Origin of the sequence: Bradyrhizobium arachidis, from assembly GCF_024758505.1 — a bacterium.
GTDB lineage: Bacteria > Pseudomonadota > Alphaproteobacteria > Rhizobiales > Xanthobacteraceae > Bradyrhizobium > Bradyrhizobium manausense_C.
Genome location: NZ_CP077970.1, coordinates 7,734,830 through 7,752,957 on the forward strand (window position 1 = coordinate 7,734,830; position 18,128 = coordinate 7,752,957).

The window sequence follows — 18,128 nt, forward strand, 5'->3', positions numbered from 1 at the left end:
CGCTTAATTCCGCGGTCGGCTGCGGCCCGCCTGTGACCCGCGCAGATAAGCGCCGATCGCGGTCGTTCGTACCGATGCGCGCCGCATCTCGTCCTCGACCTGTGCGCACTCGCGCAGCAGGCCGCAGCGCGTCGTCTCGATGTCGTCTAGCAGCGCCAGCACTTGTCCGCGATCGGCGGTTTTCGCGGTGCCTGCGCGCGTCACCAGCCGCTTGAGGCGCAGCAGCAGCCCCTCGCCGACGGCATGATCCCTGACGCCGCCCACGGCCTACCTCATCGCCGAGATCAACGTGTCGTACATCTTGTTGACGGTCGAGATGACCTGCGATGCCGCGGAATAAGCCTGCTGCGCCGAGATCATGCTGGAGAACTGGCTGCTGGTATCAGTGGTCGAGGATTCGAGCTCGCTGCCGTAGATGGTGCCCGCGCCGTTCTCGCCTGAGGCCTGCAGCGCTGCGTCGCCCGACGTCACGGTCGCCGAATAGATGCCGTCGCTCTGCGCCGAAAGGCCATTCGGATCGGAGAAGGTCGCCACCGCGCTCTTGTAGATCGGAATGGTCTTGCCATTGGAATAGGTGGCCTCGACGAGGCCGCTCTTCCCAATCGCGATGCTGGAGAGTTTTCCATAGGACAGGCCGTCCGACGTGATGCTGGTGAGGTTCACCGACGGCGTCGTCTCACCCGAGGCATACTGCGTCAGGCCGTCGGTTGCGCCGGCGGTGCCGAGATCGAGCGTGATGGTGCTGTCGGTGGCGCCGTCGGTCCAGCCCGTCACCGAGATCGTCGCCGGGCTCGGGCTGGTGCTAGCGAGCGAACCGTCGCTGTTGAAGGTGATATCGACGGTTCCGCTCGCCGTGCCGGTGGAAGTGGTCGTGTCCGAGGCCGACGTCGGATTGGCGAAACTCGCGCTCCAGGTGTTGGTGGCTGTCTTGGTCCAGGTGATCTGGATCGAGTTGGCCGCACCGAGCGAGTCGTAGACCGTCATCGAAGGTATCGCCGGTGGCGGCATCGGACGGCAGGTTCGCCGCGATCGTAGTCTTGGTGGTAGCGCTGCCGCTGCTCGATGCGACCTGGGTGTCGATGGCCTGGAGGCTGCTCGCCGATTCGTTGCCGACGACGTTGCCCTCAGCGTCGGTGCGCCAGCCCTCCAGATAGTAGCCGTTGTTCTCCAGATAGCCTTCGTTGTTGATCGTGAAGGCGCCGTTGCGGGTGTAAGAGACCGTGCCGCCGGCCGTGGCGTCGGTCACCACGAAGAAGCCGCTGCCCTGGATCGCGACGTCGGTGGCGTTCGATGTCGCCGCGAGCAGTCCCTGCTGGGTGATGTTGGCGCGGCCGGAGACGGTGACGCCACCCGACGCATAGGAGGTCGCATTGCTCGAGGCGGTGACGAGCGCATCGAACATCGCCGACGTCGTCTTGTAGCCCGTCGTGTCCGAGTTGGCGATATTGTCGGAGATCATCGACAGGGACTGGCTCTGCGCGCTGAGCGCCGAGATTGCCGAGGAAAGTGCGCCGGTGAGACTCATGGGAAAACTCCGGATGAAATCAGGACGTGACGCCGATGATGTTGGCGGCGCTGACCGAGACGCCGCCGACCGTGAGCGACGGCGTCGAGGTCGAGGTGTCGATGCCGGTCACCGTGCCGGTGACGGTCGTGTAGTAGAGGACCGAGTTTCCGGCCGAGTCGGTCGCGGTGACGGAGATCGTGTACTGGCCGCCATCAGAGAGCTGGTTGCCGCTGGAGTCCTTGCCGTCCCAGGTGAAACTGTTGGAGCCGGAGTTACCGGTGCCCGAACCGGTCCACACCGTGTTGCCCGAGGAGTCCTTGATGCTGATCGAGACGTTCTCGGCCGCCGAGGACAGCGAATAACCGAACGTCGCTGAGCCGTTGCTGAGCGTCGCCGTATCGGTCTTTGCCTCGACGGTGTGGCCGATGTAATTGACCGAGTTCAGCGTCACGAGGCTGGAGAACGAGCTCGCCAGCGCCGAGAGATTGCTGTTGATCGACTGCTGCGAACTAAAATTGGCGTAGGAGGTGAGCTGGTTGATGAAGTCGGTCGTCGAGGTCGCGTTCAGCGGATCCTGGTTCTGCAACTCGCTGACGAGCAGGCTCAGGAAATCGCTCGACGTCAGCCCTGACGTTGCGGACGAGCTCGTCGACGTCGTCGTCGTTGTTGCAGTTGAGACGGAACTCGTCGCGGAAACGGTCATCGCACACCCCGGTTCAAGGCCGACCTGTGCGCTCTTCGTCACGAAGCGGTTGCGCAGAGATCCCAGTGCTGATGAAACGGGTCGCGGTGCGAATTCAGGCGCGGAATTGCGCGTGTTCGAACGCTGCCTAAGGCGGCAAAATCTGCCGCGTCTGCAGCGTCAATTCGAAAATGACCAGTGTTGAAATGTGGACGCGAAACAGCGGGCGTTCAGCCCCTCGCGGTCTCGCCCTCGCTGTGCGCCTCGGCGGCGTCGGTGCTCCGCTTGGTCGCCGCGGTAACGATGCGATCGGCGAGACCAGCCGGCGCCCGGACCGGCGGCGCGGCCAGAGCGGCACGAAGTTCGCACGCTTCGGCAAGTAAAGATTGCGCCTCAGCAGATTCGGCCAGCAAGCGTTCGGCAGGCAAACGGCGATCATCAGGCCAAAGCGAGAGATCCTCGCCCAGCCGATCGATCAGGTCCTCAAACTCGGTGACGTCCATCGTCCGGATATCCGCCTCGCCAAGCCCCTCATAGAGCATTGCAGGCGACGCGGAAACCGAATTCACACTGTTAGCCGCGCCAAAGCGCGCCGGCATGGCCGGAACAGCGGCCAAAGACGGCCTGCGGCCGCAGCTCCCGGTCATCCGCAGCAGACCGGAACCGCCCGGCTCCCGCGGTTACCACTTCAGTGCCGAATCGGCCTTGCCGCCCCGGCGCGTCGCGTCGACAAACTCCCAAGCTTCGCGCATCTCGGTCAGGCCGGCAATGATCCGCCCGAAACTCTCGCGGGCATGCGGCCGGCCGTAGGCCTTCAGGCTCGCCAGGATCAGGGCGCTATAGGTCTGGTACAGCCGCTCGGCAACCGCGCCGCCATTGGTGAAATCGAGATTGTGGCTGAGCCCCCGCAGGATGGCGGTTGCCTTCGTCAGATGTTCATGCCCTTCCTCGAAACGCCGCGCCTCCTGGGCGACCAGCGCCTTCTGGAGGAAGGAGACCGCTCCGCCGAGAAGCATCGACACCGCCTTCAGCGGCGGCACGGTGGTCGCAGCTCCCCGATAGGCCTGGTTGGCCATGTATGCCATCTGGTTATGCATCATCACTCACTCGATTCCACTGGATCAATCGCTCGACGAAGCATTGAGCAGCGCCTTCAGATAGGTCAGCGTGCTGTTGGCGCTCTCAATCGCCGCCTGGTACTTCGCATACTGGGTCTGAAGCTGCGCTTGCAGCGTCGACGCCGCGCTGTTGATGTCGTCGACCTTCTGCTGGAGCTCGTCGTCGCGCGTCGTCAGATTGGTGATCAACGTTTGCAGCGCGCCGGTCGACGAAGAGTAGTTCTTGGCGACCTGATAGAGCTGCGTGGCGAGACCTGACGTCGACGTCACCGTGATCGACTGCGAGGTCGAACCGCTATAGGTGAAGGCCATGCCGGCATAGATCGAGCCGGACGCGCCGATGATCGTACTGCCGCTGACGGTGAACAGCGACGAATCGCCGCCGATCGAAGCCGAGGCGAGATTGCCGTCGGAATCGACCGTGAGGTCCAGCGCGAAGGACTGCGGCGACGTGCCGGTGTTGACGACGGTGAGCTGGTTCGACGACGTCGTGGTCTGCGCCGACAGGAGCTTGGTGACGCCGCTGAGATTGGTGCTCAGGATATCCGACAGCGTCGAGGTGTCGAGCTCGAGCTCGTTGTTCTCGTTGAAGGACAGGCCGAGATCGGCCATCGTCAGATCGCCGACGGTGCTGTTCAGCGCTGCCTGGAGCCGGTCCATGATGTTGCGCATGGTTCCGTCGCCGAACAGCACCGCGCTCGAGGATGCCGTGCCGTCGGTGTCGGTCGACTGCTGCGCGATGACCTCGTCGCGAAATGCATTGTAGTTGGTAACGAACGTCTCCAGCGCCGATTCGATCTGGCTGGTGTCGGTCTCGATGCTGATGTTCAGCGTCGTTCCATCCGGTGTCGCCTGGAGCAGATTGAACGTGACCCCCGTCAGGACGTCCGAGATGTCGTTGGTGTCGCGGGTCATCGCGATGCCGTCAAGGGTGAACTCGGCCGACTGTGCCTCCTGAAGCACGTCTGCAAACTCCCCGGAACTGTCGGTGACGCCGAGCTTGTTGAGGATGTCGTCGCCGGACGTGCTGGAATAGGCGATGTCGGCGGCGTCCTCCGTGCCCGTCAAGACCATCTCGTACGAGCCGCTCGACACCTGCACGATCGAGGCCTGGACGTTGGTCGTCGAGGTCTGGGCGTTGATGGCGTCGACAACGTCCTGGAGCGACATCGTGCTGGTCACCGTGATGTCGGCGGAAGAGCCGCCCGAAAGGCCGAGCGAGAAAGTCCCGGAATATCCAAGCTCGTCGGTCTGGCTCGACTGGGTGGTCCCAACCACCTTGTGCGCGGTGGCGAGCTGACTGATCGTCAGCGTGTGGTCGCCGGTCGCGGCGCCGTTCTTGATGGTCATGGACAGCGCCGACGAGGCGCTGACGTCCCCGCTCGAGCCGATGGTTGCCGAGCGGGTTGAAAATGCGTTGGTGGCAAGCGAATTGACCACCGACGTCGCGAGCGACGCCAGCCCGGAATACAGCGTCTTCAGGTCGCTTTGGAGCGTCTGATAGGCCGAGATCTTGGCCTGGTTGTTGGTGATCGACGTCGAGATCGTCGTCGCCTGCGTCGTCTTCGCGCTGACCGCGGCTTCGATCAACGCCGACCAGTCGATGCTGCTCGAATTGGTCGTCCCGCTCGTGGTGATCGAGACTCCCGAGCTCGCAGTGCTTGTGCTCGAACTGACGCTGGTCACTTGCCTGACGACCCCTTGAGAAGAGCCGGGCCAGCCTCATGCCGGCCCGGTCAGATCAGATCAGCCCGCGAATTTAACCGAGCAGCTTGAGCAGGTACTGCGGCATCTGGTTCGCGGCCGCCAGCGCCGACACGGCCGCCTGGGTCTTCACTTCGGCAGACGACAGTTTGGACTGCTCGGCCGCGATGTCGACGTCCTTGATCGCCGAGTTCGCCGCCTGCAGGTTCTGGGTCTGGGTCGAGATCGAGTCCGCGCTGAAGTTGAAGCGCGATTCCTGCGCGCCGATGCTGGCGCGGGCGGCCGAGACGGTGTCGATCGCGGTATCGAGCGCGGTCAGCGCCGAGGTCGCGCCAGACTGGGTGCTGACGTCGAGCGAGGACACGCTGAGCGACGACGCCGTCAGGCTCGACAGCGTGATGGTGATCGTGTCGGAGCCGGACGAGCCGACCAGCACGGAGACGCCCGAGGCGAACACGCTGGAGCCGTCGAGCAGGCTCTGGCTCGAATAGCGGGTGCCGGTCGCGATGGAATCGATTTCGCTCGTGAGCTGCGAGAATTCCGAGTTGATATAGGCGCGGCTGGAGTCGGTCGTGGTGCCCGAAGCGGATTCTGACGCCAGCGACTTCATGCGAGCGAGGATGTCGGAGATGTTCGAGGCGCCGCCGTCGGCGGTCTGCAGGATCGCAGTGGCCTGCGAGGCGTTGGTTGCGGCCTGCTGCAGCGTGGTGACGTCGGAGGAGATGCGGGTCGAGATCGCGAGACCGGCGGCGTCGTCGGACGCGGACGTAATGCGCGAGCCACTGGACAGTTTCGAGAGCGAGCTAGTCTCCTGCGCGGAATTGACGTTGAGGTAGCGGACTGCAGCATTGGCGGCGGTATTGGTGTTGATCGCGGGCATTGGAAGCTCCTGTGCTGATGGGCATGACGCCGCATCGTTGAAGGCGATTGACGACGACGCGGGCGCAGCCCCGTCCGCTCGCTCAAACGAAGGAGCGCCAGCAGATCAGGCGGAAAACTTTTCGCGGGCTGAATTTTATGGTTAGCAGTCGGTAAACGCAGTGCGGATGTCGCGTTCGTGCCGGCGCAGGAGCTGACGAAGCTGCTGGCGGCCGCGCTTGAGAAGCGACTCCACGGCAGCCACCGTGGTGTCCATAACCTCTGCGATCTCGCCGTTGCTCATGTTCTCATGATAGGACAGGATCACCGCAATGCGTTGCTGCTCGGGCAGCCGCTGCATCGCATGCTCCAGCATGTCGTTCAACTCGTTGCGCTCGATCACGCGCGAGGCATCCGGCTGCCCGTCGGCGACCTCGGGCACGGTGTCGACATTCTCGGTGCGCGGCTTGCGGCGCAGGTCGATGCAGCGGTTGGAGATGACGCGATAGAGCCAGGTGGAGAACTTTGCGCGGCCGTGCTGCCAGCGGCCGCGATGGCTCCAGATCTTCAGCATGGTGTCCTGCACCACATCCTCGGCATCCGCCGCGTTGCCGACGATGCGCAATGCGATCGCATAGGCGCGATCGATGTGGCGTTCGACCAGCATGCGGAACGCCGTCTCGTCGTCGGCGGCAAGCCGATCAAGAAGCTCGCTGTCCTCGTCGAACACGATATCGGCCGCGACCGGCTCGCTGTCCGGCGCGATCGAGGCCGACGAGACCTTCGGCGCGTCAGCTTCGCTCGTGACCGTCGTCGCGATCTCGGCTTCGGCGGGAGCAAAAACGTCCAGCGCAAAACTCATCCCGCAATCTCCAACCCGCAATGCCGGCGGCGCATCTTCCACACGGCTTCCAGGCGTTGAACGCGGGGCGAAAACAATCCAGGCGATGAATTTTTGTTATTTTTCAAGATGTTAGGTGGAATCTTTTGCCGACCAGCCGGCAAAGATTGCCGACGGCGCGCAGCCAGGCGCGGCTTGGTCCTGCAATCGTCGGCATCGTCTCGCATCATCGCGGATCATTCATCTCGAACAGAGCTGCACAAAAAACGCTGTGATTACGCGGCACTGAACCGATCGCGCACATCACGCGACGTGCGCGCGACTATCGATTGTTTCCGAGTGGAAATGAACGCGCGACGGCTTTTTCACTCGGCAATTTTTTCCGAATCACAATTCGAACCTAACGGATTTTTTGAATCTGTCAGTCGCGAGATCCGCGATTTTGAATCGCGCATCGATTTTTTTCGACGTCGTACGCCTGAATTCGTGCGCACGTACGTTGATCGCTTCGATTGGCGGAGAATTTTGGGATGAACGTCGCAACGATCGACGCACAGCGTCGCGCGAAAATTGTTTCTGCTTGGTCGTTCGATGTTTTCGAGACGTTTCTGATGCGCGCCTGCACGACGCCGGACGGCGTGTTTGAAAGGACTTACGAGCTTTCCGGCATTTCACGAACTTGTCCGAATGTTTCCGCCAGTTTCGTTCAGCATCGAATGCAGGCCGAATCACGTGCGCGACGGACTGCGAAGGACACGCGTGGCACGAGCGAGGTGCATATCGACGACATCTATTCCTTGTTTCCGTTCAGGCTGTTCGGCCTGAAACGCGCGCATCTTCACGATCTCGTTGACGTCGAGTTCGAGGCCGAGCTCGAGCTCTGCCGCGTCAACCCGGACATGCTCCGGCAATATCTGGACATGAAGCAGTTGGGCCATCGGGTCGGATTCATCTCCGACACCTATTGGAACTCCGATCAGCTCGCGCGTCTGCTGCGTGCCTGCCGCCCGGGATTGTCCTGGGATTTTCTTTATGCGTCCTGCGACCATGGAAGCAGCAAGAGCGAAGCGCTGTTCGCAAAATACCTCGCCGAACAGACCGTCGATCCCGCGGCGTCCTTTCACATCGGCGACAATGAGCGCGCCGACATCAAGGGGGCGCGGCGCCACGGCATTCGTCCGCGCTACTATCCGCAAGCCGGCCCGCAACTCGCCTCAAAGCTCCAGCGCGAGACGGCGTTGTTCGAATTGCTGTGCCAGGGGTGGCCTGCGCGACTCGACCATGGCTCGCGCACGCTGCGGCGGATGGTGGCAGCGCGTGGCGCGGAGAAGTCGCCGGCCTTTCAACTCGGACTGACGGTCCTCGGTCCGGCCATGACGGCGTTCGATGCCTTCGTCGCGGCCCGCCGCGACGCGCTCGACGAGCCTGGCCGGCAAGTCGTCGTCGGCTTCCTCGGGCGCGACGGCTTTCTGTCGCACCGGGTGTGGCAAAGCAGCCGAGACACTCCCTCCGCTTATATCGAGATCAACCGCCGCGTCAGCCTGATCGCCTCGGCCGACACCATGCAGCCGCTCTGCGATCTCCTCGGCAAGGTCCTGAAGATTGACGCGACAACCTTTCGCGACATGGTGAAGGTGCTGCCGCCCAAGGTCGCCGAATTCTTCGCCAAATTCCCTGATGGCATCGCGACCGGCGAGGAATTGGCGGACGCCCTGCCTCACCTGATGAATGCGAGGGAGATCACCGAGCTCGCCACGGGTCTGCGCGCCCGGCTGCTCGCTTATCTGCGCCATGTCATCCCGGAATTCGATCGCTGCACGGATCTCGTGCTGGCCGATCTCGGCTACTCCGGCAGTGTCCAGAAGGCGTTGCGCCGCATTTTCGACCAGGAAGGCCTCGCGATCCACCTGCACGGCACCTATGTGATGTCGCTGGACGATGCCTTCGACGATGTCGCGGAGGCCGATACGGCGCACGGGTTCATCTCCGATCTCGTCGTCACGCCCCACGTCAAACGCATGCTGATCCGCAATGTCGCCCTGCTGGAGCAAATCTGCTGCGCCGCCGACGGCTCGGTGCGCGACTATGAGGGCGGACAGGTACTGCGCGAGATCAATCCGCGCTCCGCGGCACAGATTGCGTTGGCTTCGGAGATCCAGGCCGGTGCGCTTAGTTTCGCCGCCAACGCCGGCGAAACTGCCGCGGGCTTCGGGCTGCAGCCCTATGCGGCGTTCGATATCGCGGCGCGCTGGAGTGCGGCGACGCTGGCGCGGCTCCTGCTGCTCCCCGACGACGACGAGCTGGTGCTGCTCGGCGAACTGAAGCACGACGTCAACCTCGGCACGCATGCGCTCGCGCCGATGCTCGACACCGGCTTCGTCCGCGAGCAGCTCACCGCGCGCGGGCTGACGGCCGCGTGCACCTCGGTGGCGCCGCCGATGTGGCTGGCCGGCAGCTTCGCCGGTCTGTCCCCGTCCCACGCCTATCTCTATACGCTGTTCGGTGCGAACCGCCTGCCCGCCGATGTCTTCGAGGAGACGCCCTGCGGCGCGTTGCAGGTCGGATTGTTCCGCGCAAGCGGAGACGCCTCGATGGAAACAGTCACGATGTACCGCACCGGTCTCGGCGAGCTGCGCCTGCGCATCCCGGTATCGCGCGCCATGGCGATCGCCATGATCGCGTTGCCGATCGCAAAAGCGGCACGCGACAGCCTGCTTCACGGCGTGACCGTGCAGCTCGGCGACAACGTTCGCGACGCCGCCGAAAGCCAGGAGGTGACGGGCATCCCTGCGGAGCAATTGACCTATGCCGGACTCACGCTGAGTGGCACCTCATATCACGCCGCCGATGACGAAGGTTGCCTGCTGATCCCGGTCGGCCGGCTGGCGCGCGAGATCGCGATCTATTCGGTGGCAATCACCCCACTCGGCCACGCGCGCGTGCTCGCGGACCATCGCGATTAGTGCGCCTGGATCCGCCCCTTCGGCCGTTGAGGTGAATGGGCCGGCATGACGCAAGGGGCACGGGAATTGACCGACGACACGTACGCGAACCTCGATAACCTCCTGCGGTCGGCGGGGATCAGGCTCGGCCGTATCCAACGCGATCGCCTCGCCTGGCTGGTCCGCCGCTACGGTGCCCCAACCGTCGGCGGCCAGCATGAGGGCCTGCGCCCCGGCGGGGTCGTCATCCTGACGGAGCCCCCGAGCGGTGCCGCGGCCGAGCTGTTCCATCGTTCGCTGCATTCCGGCTGTGCCGTGGTCATACCCTTCGGCGAAAATCCCGGCTTCGATTTCCTCAAGTCAAAGCTCACCGAGTTCGGCACGGTCAGCCCGAGCGCCGAGGGCCCGCACGAATTGTGGTGGGGCGGCATCGGTTGGTCGAAGCTTATCGCCAGCGCCGACGGCGCCACGATCCGGCCACGCATCATCTCGTATTATCCCTATGGCAGTGATCCGGACGGCATCCGCGGCCTGAGGCAATCGCTCGATGAGCTGGAGCTGGACTCGCACATCGAGCCGATCGCGGCCGAGCTCGGTGAGCAGGTGCTGTGTTTCGAGAAGGCCGAGTTTTTGGCCCGGATGTGGCAGCGCTACAGCGAACCGCTGCTATTCGTGGAGGCCGGCGCGATCTTGCGCGAGGCGCCCTTGCTGCCATCTGCGCTCGGCTGCGACGTCGCACTCCATAAATGGAACCGCTGGGAAATGTCGTCGCGCACGCTCTATCTCGGCCGCACCGTGCGCGCCGAGCGATTGCTGCGGAGCTGGCATCATCTCGCGGCGTCCTATCCGGCGATCTGGGACGGCTATCTGCTGGACCAGGCCTGGAGCCTCACCTCCTCGCAAGTCCCACTCGACACGGTGTGGCTGCCGCGCTCCTACCACGCCATGAACGGCGACCTCGGCGCCGCGCGCGCCACCATCCTGCATAGCGGGCAGACCACGACGACCAGCCTCGGCCCCGATCCGAACTTCGCCGGTCTCGTCCGCACAGCCCGCCGCGCCAGTCGGACCGGCGCGCGCGACGCCTTCATGGTCATGACGTCGGAAGCCGCCAACGAAAACGGCATCGCCGTGATCCTGCGCGACGTCGAGGCCAATGACGCCCGTGCGGTGGCCGCGACAGTGGAGGCCGTGACCAGCGCCTTTGCGGCCGATTGCGGCGGCTATGGCCGGCTCGAGCTGTCGCTCTGCGCTTGGCAGGACGATGTCGGCGCAGCGCGAGAGGCCGCGCGCCTGGCGCGCTACCGCGTTCTGGAGGTCACGCCGGGACGGACCATCGCGCGCAATTTCTTCGCCAACGCCGCGGCTGATCCTGTTCGCCACCACTTCATCCCCTGACGAGAGCCATACGATGCTGAAGACCATCATCCTGCTCACAAAGACCACCGGACAGCAGCCGCCACTCGGCGCCCTGCTCCGCGAGCACAATCCCGACCTCGTCTTCTGTTCCGCACTGTCGGCGCAAGACCTGCTCGCGATCGATCCGGCTGTCTTGGAAGAGGCCCGCCTGGTGTCTTTTGCCAACGACATCGCGGTTCCCGAAAAATTCCTGCTCCGGCTCGGACACGGCGCCTACAAATTCCATGTCGCGCCGGTACAGTATCCGGGTCTTCCGACATCGCCCGACAACGGCGACGATCCGCGCTGCTTCTCGGCGATCGCACAATCGATCACGATCTGGCCGGACTGCCGCCGCGTGGTCGGGCTTGAGACCGTGACCGTGCCTGACGACGCCGCGCCCATGGAGCGCGAGCGGTTGGCCTTCACCCGCCTCGCGCATCTATTCTGGCGGATGTCGGGCCTGATCGCGAAGGACGCAACAGAGCTACCCGGCATCATCGACAGCGTAGAGAGCAGGCCGACGTTTGCGCAGATGAACTAAGCCGTGGGCCATGCACCTTGCTTCGCGACTCAAGCGGACGTTGCTTAACTAGCTCGTTATTGCCATCGACAAGTCGGAGCTACACCAGCTCGCGGGTGCGTCCATCTTGCTCGAACAGGCAGTTGCACCTACGCAGGAAGCGCAACACCGGTCAGTTCGCCCAACCTGGCGATGAGCCGGTTCTGGAACTCGGGATCAGTGGCCTCACTCGCTGGCTGCTCCCGTCGGAGGTGATGCCAGTAGAGACCCGTGACCAAGGCGGCTGGATCGTGGCTGACGGCCAGCCAGGTCTGGGTCCGCTGCCCGGTGTCGATGTCCACCGGCGCGCTCGAGCCGCCCATCTTCGTGCGCGCCCAACCGGGGTCGACGGCGTTGCTGAAGACCTGCGGCCAGCGTCGCGCCAGCGCGAATGCGAGTGCGACCACGTGCAGCTTGCTTTCGGCGTAGGCCCGGGCCGGATCCCAGGGCCGCTTCGTCCAGTCAAGATCGCGCAGTGAACCCTCGCCACCGCGGTGCAGACCGCTACTGAGGTAGACCAGTCGACCGGGGCGTTCGATGAGCGCCGTCAGCATGTACGGCGCAAGAGTGTTTATCGCAAGGATGCCGGCGTGACCCTCTGGGCTCGAGCCGCGGCTTCGCTCCGAGTAGACGCCGGCGTTGTGGATGACCGCATCCATCCTCCCGATCGCGTTGACCTGGTCTGCGATGCTCATGGTCTCAACGGCGCTGCGAAGATCACCGACTACGATTCCAGCGGCACGCGACGCGAGACCGGCAATCGTTGCGGCGCGATCCGCCGATCGGGCGTGCAGCACCACTTGATGGCCGGCATCCAGAAGTGACTGCGCCGCCGCGCGTCCCAGCCCGTCCGTGCTGCCGGTTATCAAGACAGTCGCCATCTCTGGTCCTCACAACCTCGATAGTAGCTTCTGACGAAGCAACGCGCCACTCGTCACCAATGTGGCGCCGCCAGCACTGGGACTGCTCCTTTACCCAACCTTCATCTGTGCTGCCGGAGTTCGATCAACCTCGGAAGCAACGTCGGTTATTATCTCGCGTAACCACGCCAGCGCCGGATCCATGTGAAACGATGCCGGCCATTGAAGAGCCTCCCGAAATGCTGGGATACGGACTGGGGCGCGCAGCAGCTTCAACGGAAAGTTTCTCGCAAAGATGGCAGCGAGTCGATGATGCATCGTTGCGATACGGTCTGTCCCGATCACCATGGCAGCCATCGCGGTAAAGTTCGGGGCGATGACTTCGATACGTCGTCGATAACCGAGCTGAACCAGCGCCCGTTCATCAAAGGATGCCCCGCCCATTAGCCCGAGTTGAGCCGTTATATGCCCAGCCTGAAGATAGCGCCGGAGCGAGATCGAACGGCCGATCTTCCGGTTTCCTCGCCAGGCGATGCAGCAGAATTCGTCCGTAAACAAACGTTGGCTGGGATGACCGTCAATGAGATTTGCAGCGGGAACTACGACAAAATCGACCTCTCCCCGCTGAAGCTGTTCATCGACCCGATCGCTAAAGGGAAGGATTTCGAGACAAACCCCCGGAGCATCCCGATAGACGCGCTTCATTACGGCATGCATCAACACAATGCTCGCATAATCGGAAACGACCAGCCGAAATCGCCGTTCCGAGCTCGCCGGGTCGAATTTCGGCGGCGAGATCAAATTGGCCCGGATACGCAGCAAGATGTCCCGTGTCGGCTTTTCCAACGATTGCGCTAATGGCGTCGGCACGAGCTTTCGCCGTGAAATCGTGAAGATTTCATCGCCGAAGTACTGACGCAATCTTCCAATGGCGGCACTCATCGCCGGCTGGCTCAGATGAAGGCGCCGACTGGCTCCCATGACACTGCGCTCTTCAAGGATCGCATCGAGAGCGATCAGGAGGTTGAGGTCCAAGCCTTCGAAGCGCATGGGATCACATCCATGATGTAAATATCACGGATCAATATAATCGATTTTTCAAATTCAAGGAAACCCGGATAATCGAGAACGAGCCGATCAAAGGGCCGCCAATCAAGAAACAGTCAAGCCTGGGGAGAAACACACCTTGATCAAGCCGTGGATTTTTGAGTTCATGCAGGCCCCGACTCCGAGCGATGAGGAGGCCCTGCCCGGCACTGTGAACACCGCATTCAACGAAGGTTACGCATTTTGGCTCGAAGCCGAACGGCTGGGGTTCGAAGGAATATTCTTCAGCGAGCATCACTTCGGCCATTCACTAAGCCCCTCCCCCAATCTCTTGATCGCAGCTCTCTCTCGACACACCACCCGGCTGCGCCTGGGAACGATGGGAATCGTCGTGCCTTTCTACGAGCCGTGGCGCGTCATCGAAGAACTGACGATGCTCGACCACCTGACCAATGGACGCCTCGAGATCGGCTTTGCAGCCGGCGTGCCCCAGGAATTGCAGCGGATAGGTTTGGGAATGGAGGAGGCCCGCGAACGGTTCAACGAGGCTCTGGAATTTCTCGATGCTGCCCTGATGAACCCCGTCGTCAGCCACAGCGGAAAAAATTGGAAGCTCAACAACCTCAACCTGATGCCGGGTGTCTTCCTGCAGCCCGCGCCGCCGAAATGGACGACTGTCGTCAGCACCGGGTCTGCACAGAAATCAGCTCACAGGCGATCCAAGATTTGCACCGGCTTCGAATCCGTCGCTCGCATATCGGAGATCTTCGACGTGTATCGAGGTGAATGTAACCGACTTGGACTGCCGTCGGGTCCCGATCAGCTCGCAATCCGGCGCAATGTCTCCATTTCACGTGATGCGGCGGAGGCCCGAGAAGAAGCCCGGGCCGCGAAGGCAGCCACTCTGAAGATTGTGGCTGGCGATCCCCGCGTCGTTGACCGCGCGTCGTCGACGCTCGATGCACCGAAAGCCGGGGCCGGATTTTCATTGCACGACGATGACTATGTCGCGGGCACGCCGGCGCAAGTGGCCGAACAAGTCATCGATCAATGCCGCAAATGCGGTGCAGGCCATTTTCTCGCGATGCTGGGCAGGAGCACGTCGCCGCATCGCCGCGAATCGCTCGCCCTCTTTGGCGAGGAGGTAATTCCCCAAATGCGCCGCGCGCAGATCGGTTGATCGACCCGGCCGGTTGAGCACGCATCAATCGGCTCACACGCGACGATACTCCGGCATCTTCGACTGGCATTTCCGGCAGGCCCGAGGAAGCCGTCGCCACGAGACACAACTTGAGCAGAAGATGATCCACGATAAACCTCTCATTGTCGGAATTGGCGGCACTCTGCGACGCGGGTCCTCATCCGAACGCGCGCTCGCGGTCAGTCTCAAGGCGGCCGAGGATAAAGGCGCCAGGACAATACTTCTGTCCGGCGCAGAACTTCTTTTGCCGATGTATATGCCCGGGCAGCAGCAATCCGACCAGGCTTCACGTCTCCTCGCCGCGCTTCGCGAATGCCACGGCATTATTATCTCGTCGCCTGCCTACCACGGCTCCATATCAGGCTTGATCAAGAACGCCCTCGACTACGCTGAAGAACTCCGGGCGGATGCGCGCGCTTACCTCGACGGAATTCCGGTGGGCTGCATCGCGTGCGCTGGCGGGTGGCAGGCAGTGGGGCAGACATTAGCCGCACTGCGAACGATTGCGCACTCGCTCAGGGGCTGGCCCACGCCCCTGGGTGCGATGTTGAACACGTCCACAGCCCTGTTTGACGCGGAAGGCAATTGTACCGACATGGCAACCCAGCGTCAGCTCGAGACGGTCGGGCACCAGGTGATCGACTTCGTGCGCGTGCAAGGGCTTGGCAGACAGAGAGCACCATCCATCCCGGCAGACGCAACGGTCGAGCCATAGTCGCAGCGTCGGGCAAACGGGATCAGCAAGGAGTTTGACGTGACATTCGAAACGATGAGACTCGAAATCGACGGCGTCGACACGGTGATAAGGGTCATCGGAGAGGGCCCCGCCGTCCTGGCGCTGCACGGCGCAGCAACAATCGAGGGGCATGAATGGGCACGAGCCTTGGCCAGCAGGTTTCGGATCTATCTGCCGTTTCATCCCGGCTTCGGCGAAAGTGGGCCCGCGCCGCATATCTGCGGGATGCAGGATTTGATTGTTCACAACCTGCGGCTCATCGCGGCACTGGGTCTGGATCGACCGCACCTCGTGGGGCATTCCATGGGCGGTTGGATGGCGGCGGAACTTGCCGCCGTCGCCGGTGAACGTTTTGCTCGCCTGGTGCTCAATGCACCTGCCGGGCTCAATCCCCCCGATCATCGCGGCGTCGACCTCACCAAAGTCGCCCCGCAGGATTTGCCCCAATACCTGGCTCATCGAACGGAAGTCGCAGCCCGATACTTTCCTGGAGGCTCGCTTGCACCTCCGCCAGAACAGTTCATTGCGGCTCGCGAAAGGGAAAGCCAGGCGCTGAGCAATATTCGGAAGTCCCACGGCGTGGGACACCCGAATCTGCGCCGATGGCTGAGCCGGATACCCAACGAAACTCTGATCTTATGGGGCGACAGGGACAGGGTGGCACTAGCCAGCCAGGCAGAGCTCTGGGCGAGAGAAATCCCGAAAGCACGCGTCCATATCGTGCCCGGTGTCGGGCACTTCGCCATGCAGGAAGACCCGAGCTGTATCACGACGATCGGCGATTTCCTCGACGGTTGAACGCAAGTTGCTCGAGCCGCTCTCTTACATGGGAAACGCGAGCCTGCGGACGAGGCGAAAATCCACCACCTTCTTCCAATAACACAACCTGGGGAGACCGACATGAGGGCCATTGCAATCGCGCTCGCTTTCGTCGTGGGCGTTATATCGACATCGCTCGCGCAGACTTGGCCCGCTCATCCGATTCGTCTCGTCGTCAACTTTCCTCCAGGAGGGGTCGCCGACCTGCTTGCTCGCCTCATAGGTCAGTCCCTCGGCGAAACCTTCGGTCAACCCGTGGTCGTCGAAAACAAGGGCGGGGCAAACGGAAATATCGGCGGAGACATGGTGGCCCGATCCGGCCCCGATGGCTACACGTTGCTCATGTCGTCAGGCGGCATGGTCGCGATCAATCCGCATCTTTATGCCAGCCTGCCTTTCGATCCGGTGAAGGATCTTGTTCCCGTCGCGTCCGTCGCGCGCGTCCCCTTCTATCTCGTTATTCGCGCAGACAATCCGGCACAGGATTTCACGGCCTTTGTCGCCGACCTCAAGGCCAACCCGGGAAAGCGAAACTTCGGGTCGCCAGGGATCGGCAGCTCCCCGCATCTTGCGGGGGAAATGCTCAAGAAGATGACCGGCACGGATGCCGTGCATGTGCCTTATCGTGGCGCAGCACCGGCGCTCAACGATCTGCTTGCAGGTCAGATCGATTTCCTGTTCGACCCCGGTATCGCCATCGAGCACGTGAAAGCCGGCAGGTTGCGAGCCCTTGCAATCGGGAGCCTGCAACGCTCGCCGCAACTTCCTGACGTACCAACGTTGCAGGAGCTTGGCCTCGCGGGCTTTGACGCGGACGCTGTCTTCGGCGTCTATGCACCCGCCGGAACCCCGGCCGAAATCATTACTCGCCTGAATTCCGAGATTAACCGGGCGCTCGCGACGGCCGCTCTCACCGAGCGCATTACGGCCGTCGGCAGCATCCCCGCGGCGATGTCTCCCGATGAGTTCAGGGAAATGTCTCGCAAGGATTCCGACCGGTTCGGCCCCATCATCCGGGAGCGGGGAATTACGGCCGGCAATTAGCGCCGCAGGGGTGGCCTCTATTTCGCCGTTCCAATCCTGCCAGCGGTGTCAGACCGTTGATTCCCGGCAAGGCCAAGCACCATGTCCGAGAACCGCTCACCCTGCACCAGGACATGGTCGTGAAGGCGAGTTGCGGCGAGCTGCTCATCGCCGGCACGGATCGCTTCCAAAATCCCGGCGTGCTCCTGTAGCGATTGCAAGAGACGGTTACGCGCGCGAAGCTGGATGCGGCGATACGCGCTCAACCGCTTGTGCAGGGCGAACGCCTGATCGGCGAGGAAGCTGTTGCGGCTCGCGCGATAGATCGCTTCGTGAAAATTGCGGTTGTCGGCGTAGTACTGCTCGCTGTCGCCTTGTCGCGCGGCCACCTCGCACGCGCGGTGCGCAGCTTCCATCGCGGCGTCGTTCTCCGGCATGAGCCTGCGCGCCGCAAGTCGCCCGCACGCGCTTTCGATCTCGGCCATGGTCTCGAACATCTCGAACAGCCGGGTCGGTGATGGGACGCTGACGATCGCGCCGCGGCGCGGACGGACATCGATGAAGCCCTCGGCGCCGAGCTGAAGCAGCGCCTCACGGATGGGGGTCCGCGACACCCCGAATCGCTCCGCCAGTGACGCCTCGTCCAGGCGATCGCCGGGCAGGAATTCCCCTGCAATTACAGCGTCTTCGATTGACTGCTTCAGTCTGAAGGCTTGGCTCATTGTATACACTCGTCCCTCAAGTTCCATACCACAGGCTTGACAGAACATACAGCATGCAGTTTATATAGTAATTGTATGCAAGATATGTAGTTAAAAATGCAATCTGCA

18 protein-coding genes and 1 pseudogene are annotated in these 18,128 nt (G+C 62.7%); 7 read left to right on the plus strand and 12 right to left on the minus strand.

Features of this window, described 5'->3' with window-relative positions; all coding sequences use genetic code 11:
• Nucleotides 1-3: 3 nt before the first annotated feature.
• The 9 genes and pseudogenes from KUF59_RS35760 to KUF59_RS35800 all read right to left on the minus strand — a co-directional run bounded on the left by KUF59_RS35760 (nt 4) and on the right by KUF59_RS35800 (nt 6,731).
• Nucleotides 4-264, minus strand: coding sequence for a hypothetical protein (locus tag KUF59_RS35760; RefSeq protein ID WP_212461373.1), 261 nt, complete (start codon nt 262-264; stop codon nt 4-6).
• 3 nt (nt 265-267) lie between these two features.
• On the minus strand, nt 268-1,173 hold the full coding sequence (gene flgE, locus KUF59_RS35765) for a flagellar hook protein FlgE (protein ID WP_309501008.1): 906 nt from the start codon (nt 1,171-1,173) through the stop codon (nt 268-270).
• Nucleotides 1,064-1,525 (minus strand): annotated as a pseudogene (locus KUF59_RS35770) (flagellar hook-basal body complex protein); the annotation flags it as partial. The gene flgE and the pseudogene KUF59_RS35770, both read right to left, overlap by 110 nt.
• Before the next feature lie 19 nt (nt 1,526-1,544).
• Complete coding sequence (locus KUF59_RS35775; RefSeq protein ID WP_212461375.1) at nt 1,545-2,210, minus strand: flagellar hook assembly protein FlgD; 666 nt, start codon at nt 2,208-2,210, stop codon at nt 1,545-1,547.
• A 209-nt stretch (nt 2,211-2,419) separates the two neighbouring features.
• Nucleotides 2,420-2,692 (minus strand): hypothetical protein, encoded by a 273-nt coding sequence (locus KUF59_RS35780; RefSeq protein ID WP_212461439.1) that lies wholly within the window; start codon nt 2,690-2,692, stop codon nt 2,420-2,422.
• A gap of 177 nt (nt 2,693-2,869) precedes the next feature.
• A complete protein-coding gene (locus KUF59_RS35785; RefSeq protein WP_212461376.1) occupies nt 2,870-3,289 on the minus strand; it encodes a flagellar export chaperone FliS in 420 nt (139 codons plus the stop codon).
• Between the two features lie 21 nt (nt 3,290-3,310).
• Nucleotides 3,311-4,993, minus strand: coding sequence for a flagellar filament capping protein FliD (fliD, locus tag KUF59_RS35790; protein ID WP_212461377.1), 1,683 nt, complete (start codon nt 4,991-4,993; stop codon nt 3,311-3,313).
• Nucleotides 4,994-5,066: 73 nt separating this feature from the next.
• On the minus strand, nt 5,067-5,891 hold the full coding sequence (locus tag KUF59_RS35795) for a flagellin (protein WP_212461378.1): 825 nt from the start codon (nt 5,889-5,891) through the stop codon (nt 5,067-5,069).
• A 141-nt stretch (nt 5,892-6,032) separates the two neighbouring features.
• The gene (locus tag KUF59_RS35800) at nt 6,033-6,731 is read right to left on the minus strand and encodes an RNA polymerase sigma factor (RefSeq protein WP_212461379.1); all 699 of its coding nucleotides are present in this window, start codon (nt 6,729-6,731) and stop codon (nt 6,033-6,035) included.
• A gap of 695 nt (nt 6,732-7,426) precedes the next feature.
• On the opposite strand from KUF59_RS35800, the gene KUF59_RS35805 reads away from it, so the two are divergent.
• From KUF59_RS35805 to KUF59_RS35815, 3 genes are all read left to right on the plus strand, one after another.
• On the plus strand, nt 7,427-9,673 hold the full coding sequence (locus KUF59_RS35805) for a hypothetical protein (protein ID WP_309500892.1): 2,247 nt from the start codon (nt 7,427-7,429) through the stop codon (nt 9,671-9,673).
• A 66-nt stretch (nt 9,674-9,739) separates the two neighbouring features.
• Nucleotides 9,740-11,050: a hypothetical protein gene (locus KUF59_RS35810; protein ID WP_212461381.1), complete on the plus strand. Its 1,311-nt coding sequence runs from the start codon at nt 9,740-9,742 to the stop codon at nt 11,048-11,050.
• A gap of 13 nt (nt 11,051-11,063) precedes the next feature.
• The gene (locus KUF59_RS35815) at nt 11,064-11,594 is read left to right on the plus strand and encodes a hypothetical protein (protein ID WP_212461382.1); all 531 of its coding nucleotides are present in this window, start codon (nt 11,064-11,066) and stop codon (nt 11,592-11,594) included.
• Nucleotides 11,595-11,722: 128 nt separating this feature from the next.
• Here the strand turns inward: KUF59_RS35815 and KUF59_RS35820 are convergent, their stop codons facing one another.
• Nucleotides 11,723-12,493, minus strand: coding sequence for an SDR family NAD(P)-dependent oxidoreductase (locus KUF59_RS35820; protein WP_212461383.1), 771 nt, complete (start codon nt 12,491-12,493; stop codon nt 11,723-11,725).
• A gap of 90 nt (nt 12,494-12,583) precedes the next feature.
• Nucleotides 12,584-13,522: a LysR family transcriptional regulator gene (locus tag KUF59_RS35825; protein WP_212461384.1), complete on the minus strand. Its 939-nt coding sequence runs from the start codon at nt 13,520-13,522 to the stop codon at nt 12,584-12,586.
• Between the two features lie 136 nt (nt 13,523-13,658).
• On the opposite strand from KUF59_RS35825, the gene KUF59_RS35830 reads away from it, so the two are divergent.
• The 4 genes from KUF59_RS35830 to KUF59_RS35845 all read left to right on the plus strand — a co-directional run bounded on the left by KUF59_RS35830 (nt 13,659) and on the right by KUF59_RS35845 (nt 17,319).
• Nucleotides 13,659-14,699: an LLM class flavin-dependent oxidoreductase gene (locus tag KUF59_RS35830; protein WP_212461385.1), complete on the plus strand. Its 1,041-nt coding sequence runs from the start codon at nt 13,659-13,661 to the stop codon at nt 14,697-14,699.
• A 121-nt stretch (nt 14,700-14,820) separates the two neighbouring features.
• Nucleotides 14,821-15,435, plus strand: a complete 615-nt coding sequence (locus KUF59_RS35835) for an NADPH-dependent FMN reductase (RefSeq protein WP_212461386.1) — start codon at nt 14,821-14,823, stop codon at nt 15,433-15,435.
• A 39-nt stretch (nt 15,436-15,474) separates the two neighbouring features.
• A complete protein-coding gene (locus KUF59_RS35840) occupies nt 15,475-16,254 on the plus strand; it encodes an alpha/beta fold hydrolase (protein WP_258767823.1) in 780 nt (259 codons plus the stop codon).
• 102 nt (nt 16,255-16,356) lie between these two features.
• Nucleotides 16,357-17,319, plus strand: a complete 963-nt coding sequence (locus tag KUF59_RS35845) for a Bug family tripartite tricarboxylate transporter substrate binding protein (protein WP_212461387.1) — start codon at nt 16,357-16,359, stop codon at nt 17,317-17,319.
• A 17-nt stretch (nt 17,320-17,336) separates the two neighbouring features.
• On the opposite strand, the gene KUF59_RS35850 is transcribed toward KUF59_RS35845, so the two are convergent.
• Nucleotides 17,337-18,020: a GntR family transcriptional regulator gene (locus tag KUF59_RS35850; protein WP_212461441.1), complete on the minus strand. Its 684-nt coding sequence runs from the start codon at nt 18,018-18,020 to the stop codon at nt 17,337-17,339.
• Nucleotides 18,021-18,128 lie beyond the last annotated feature (108 nt).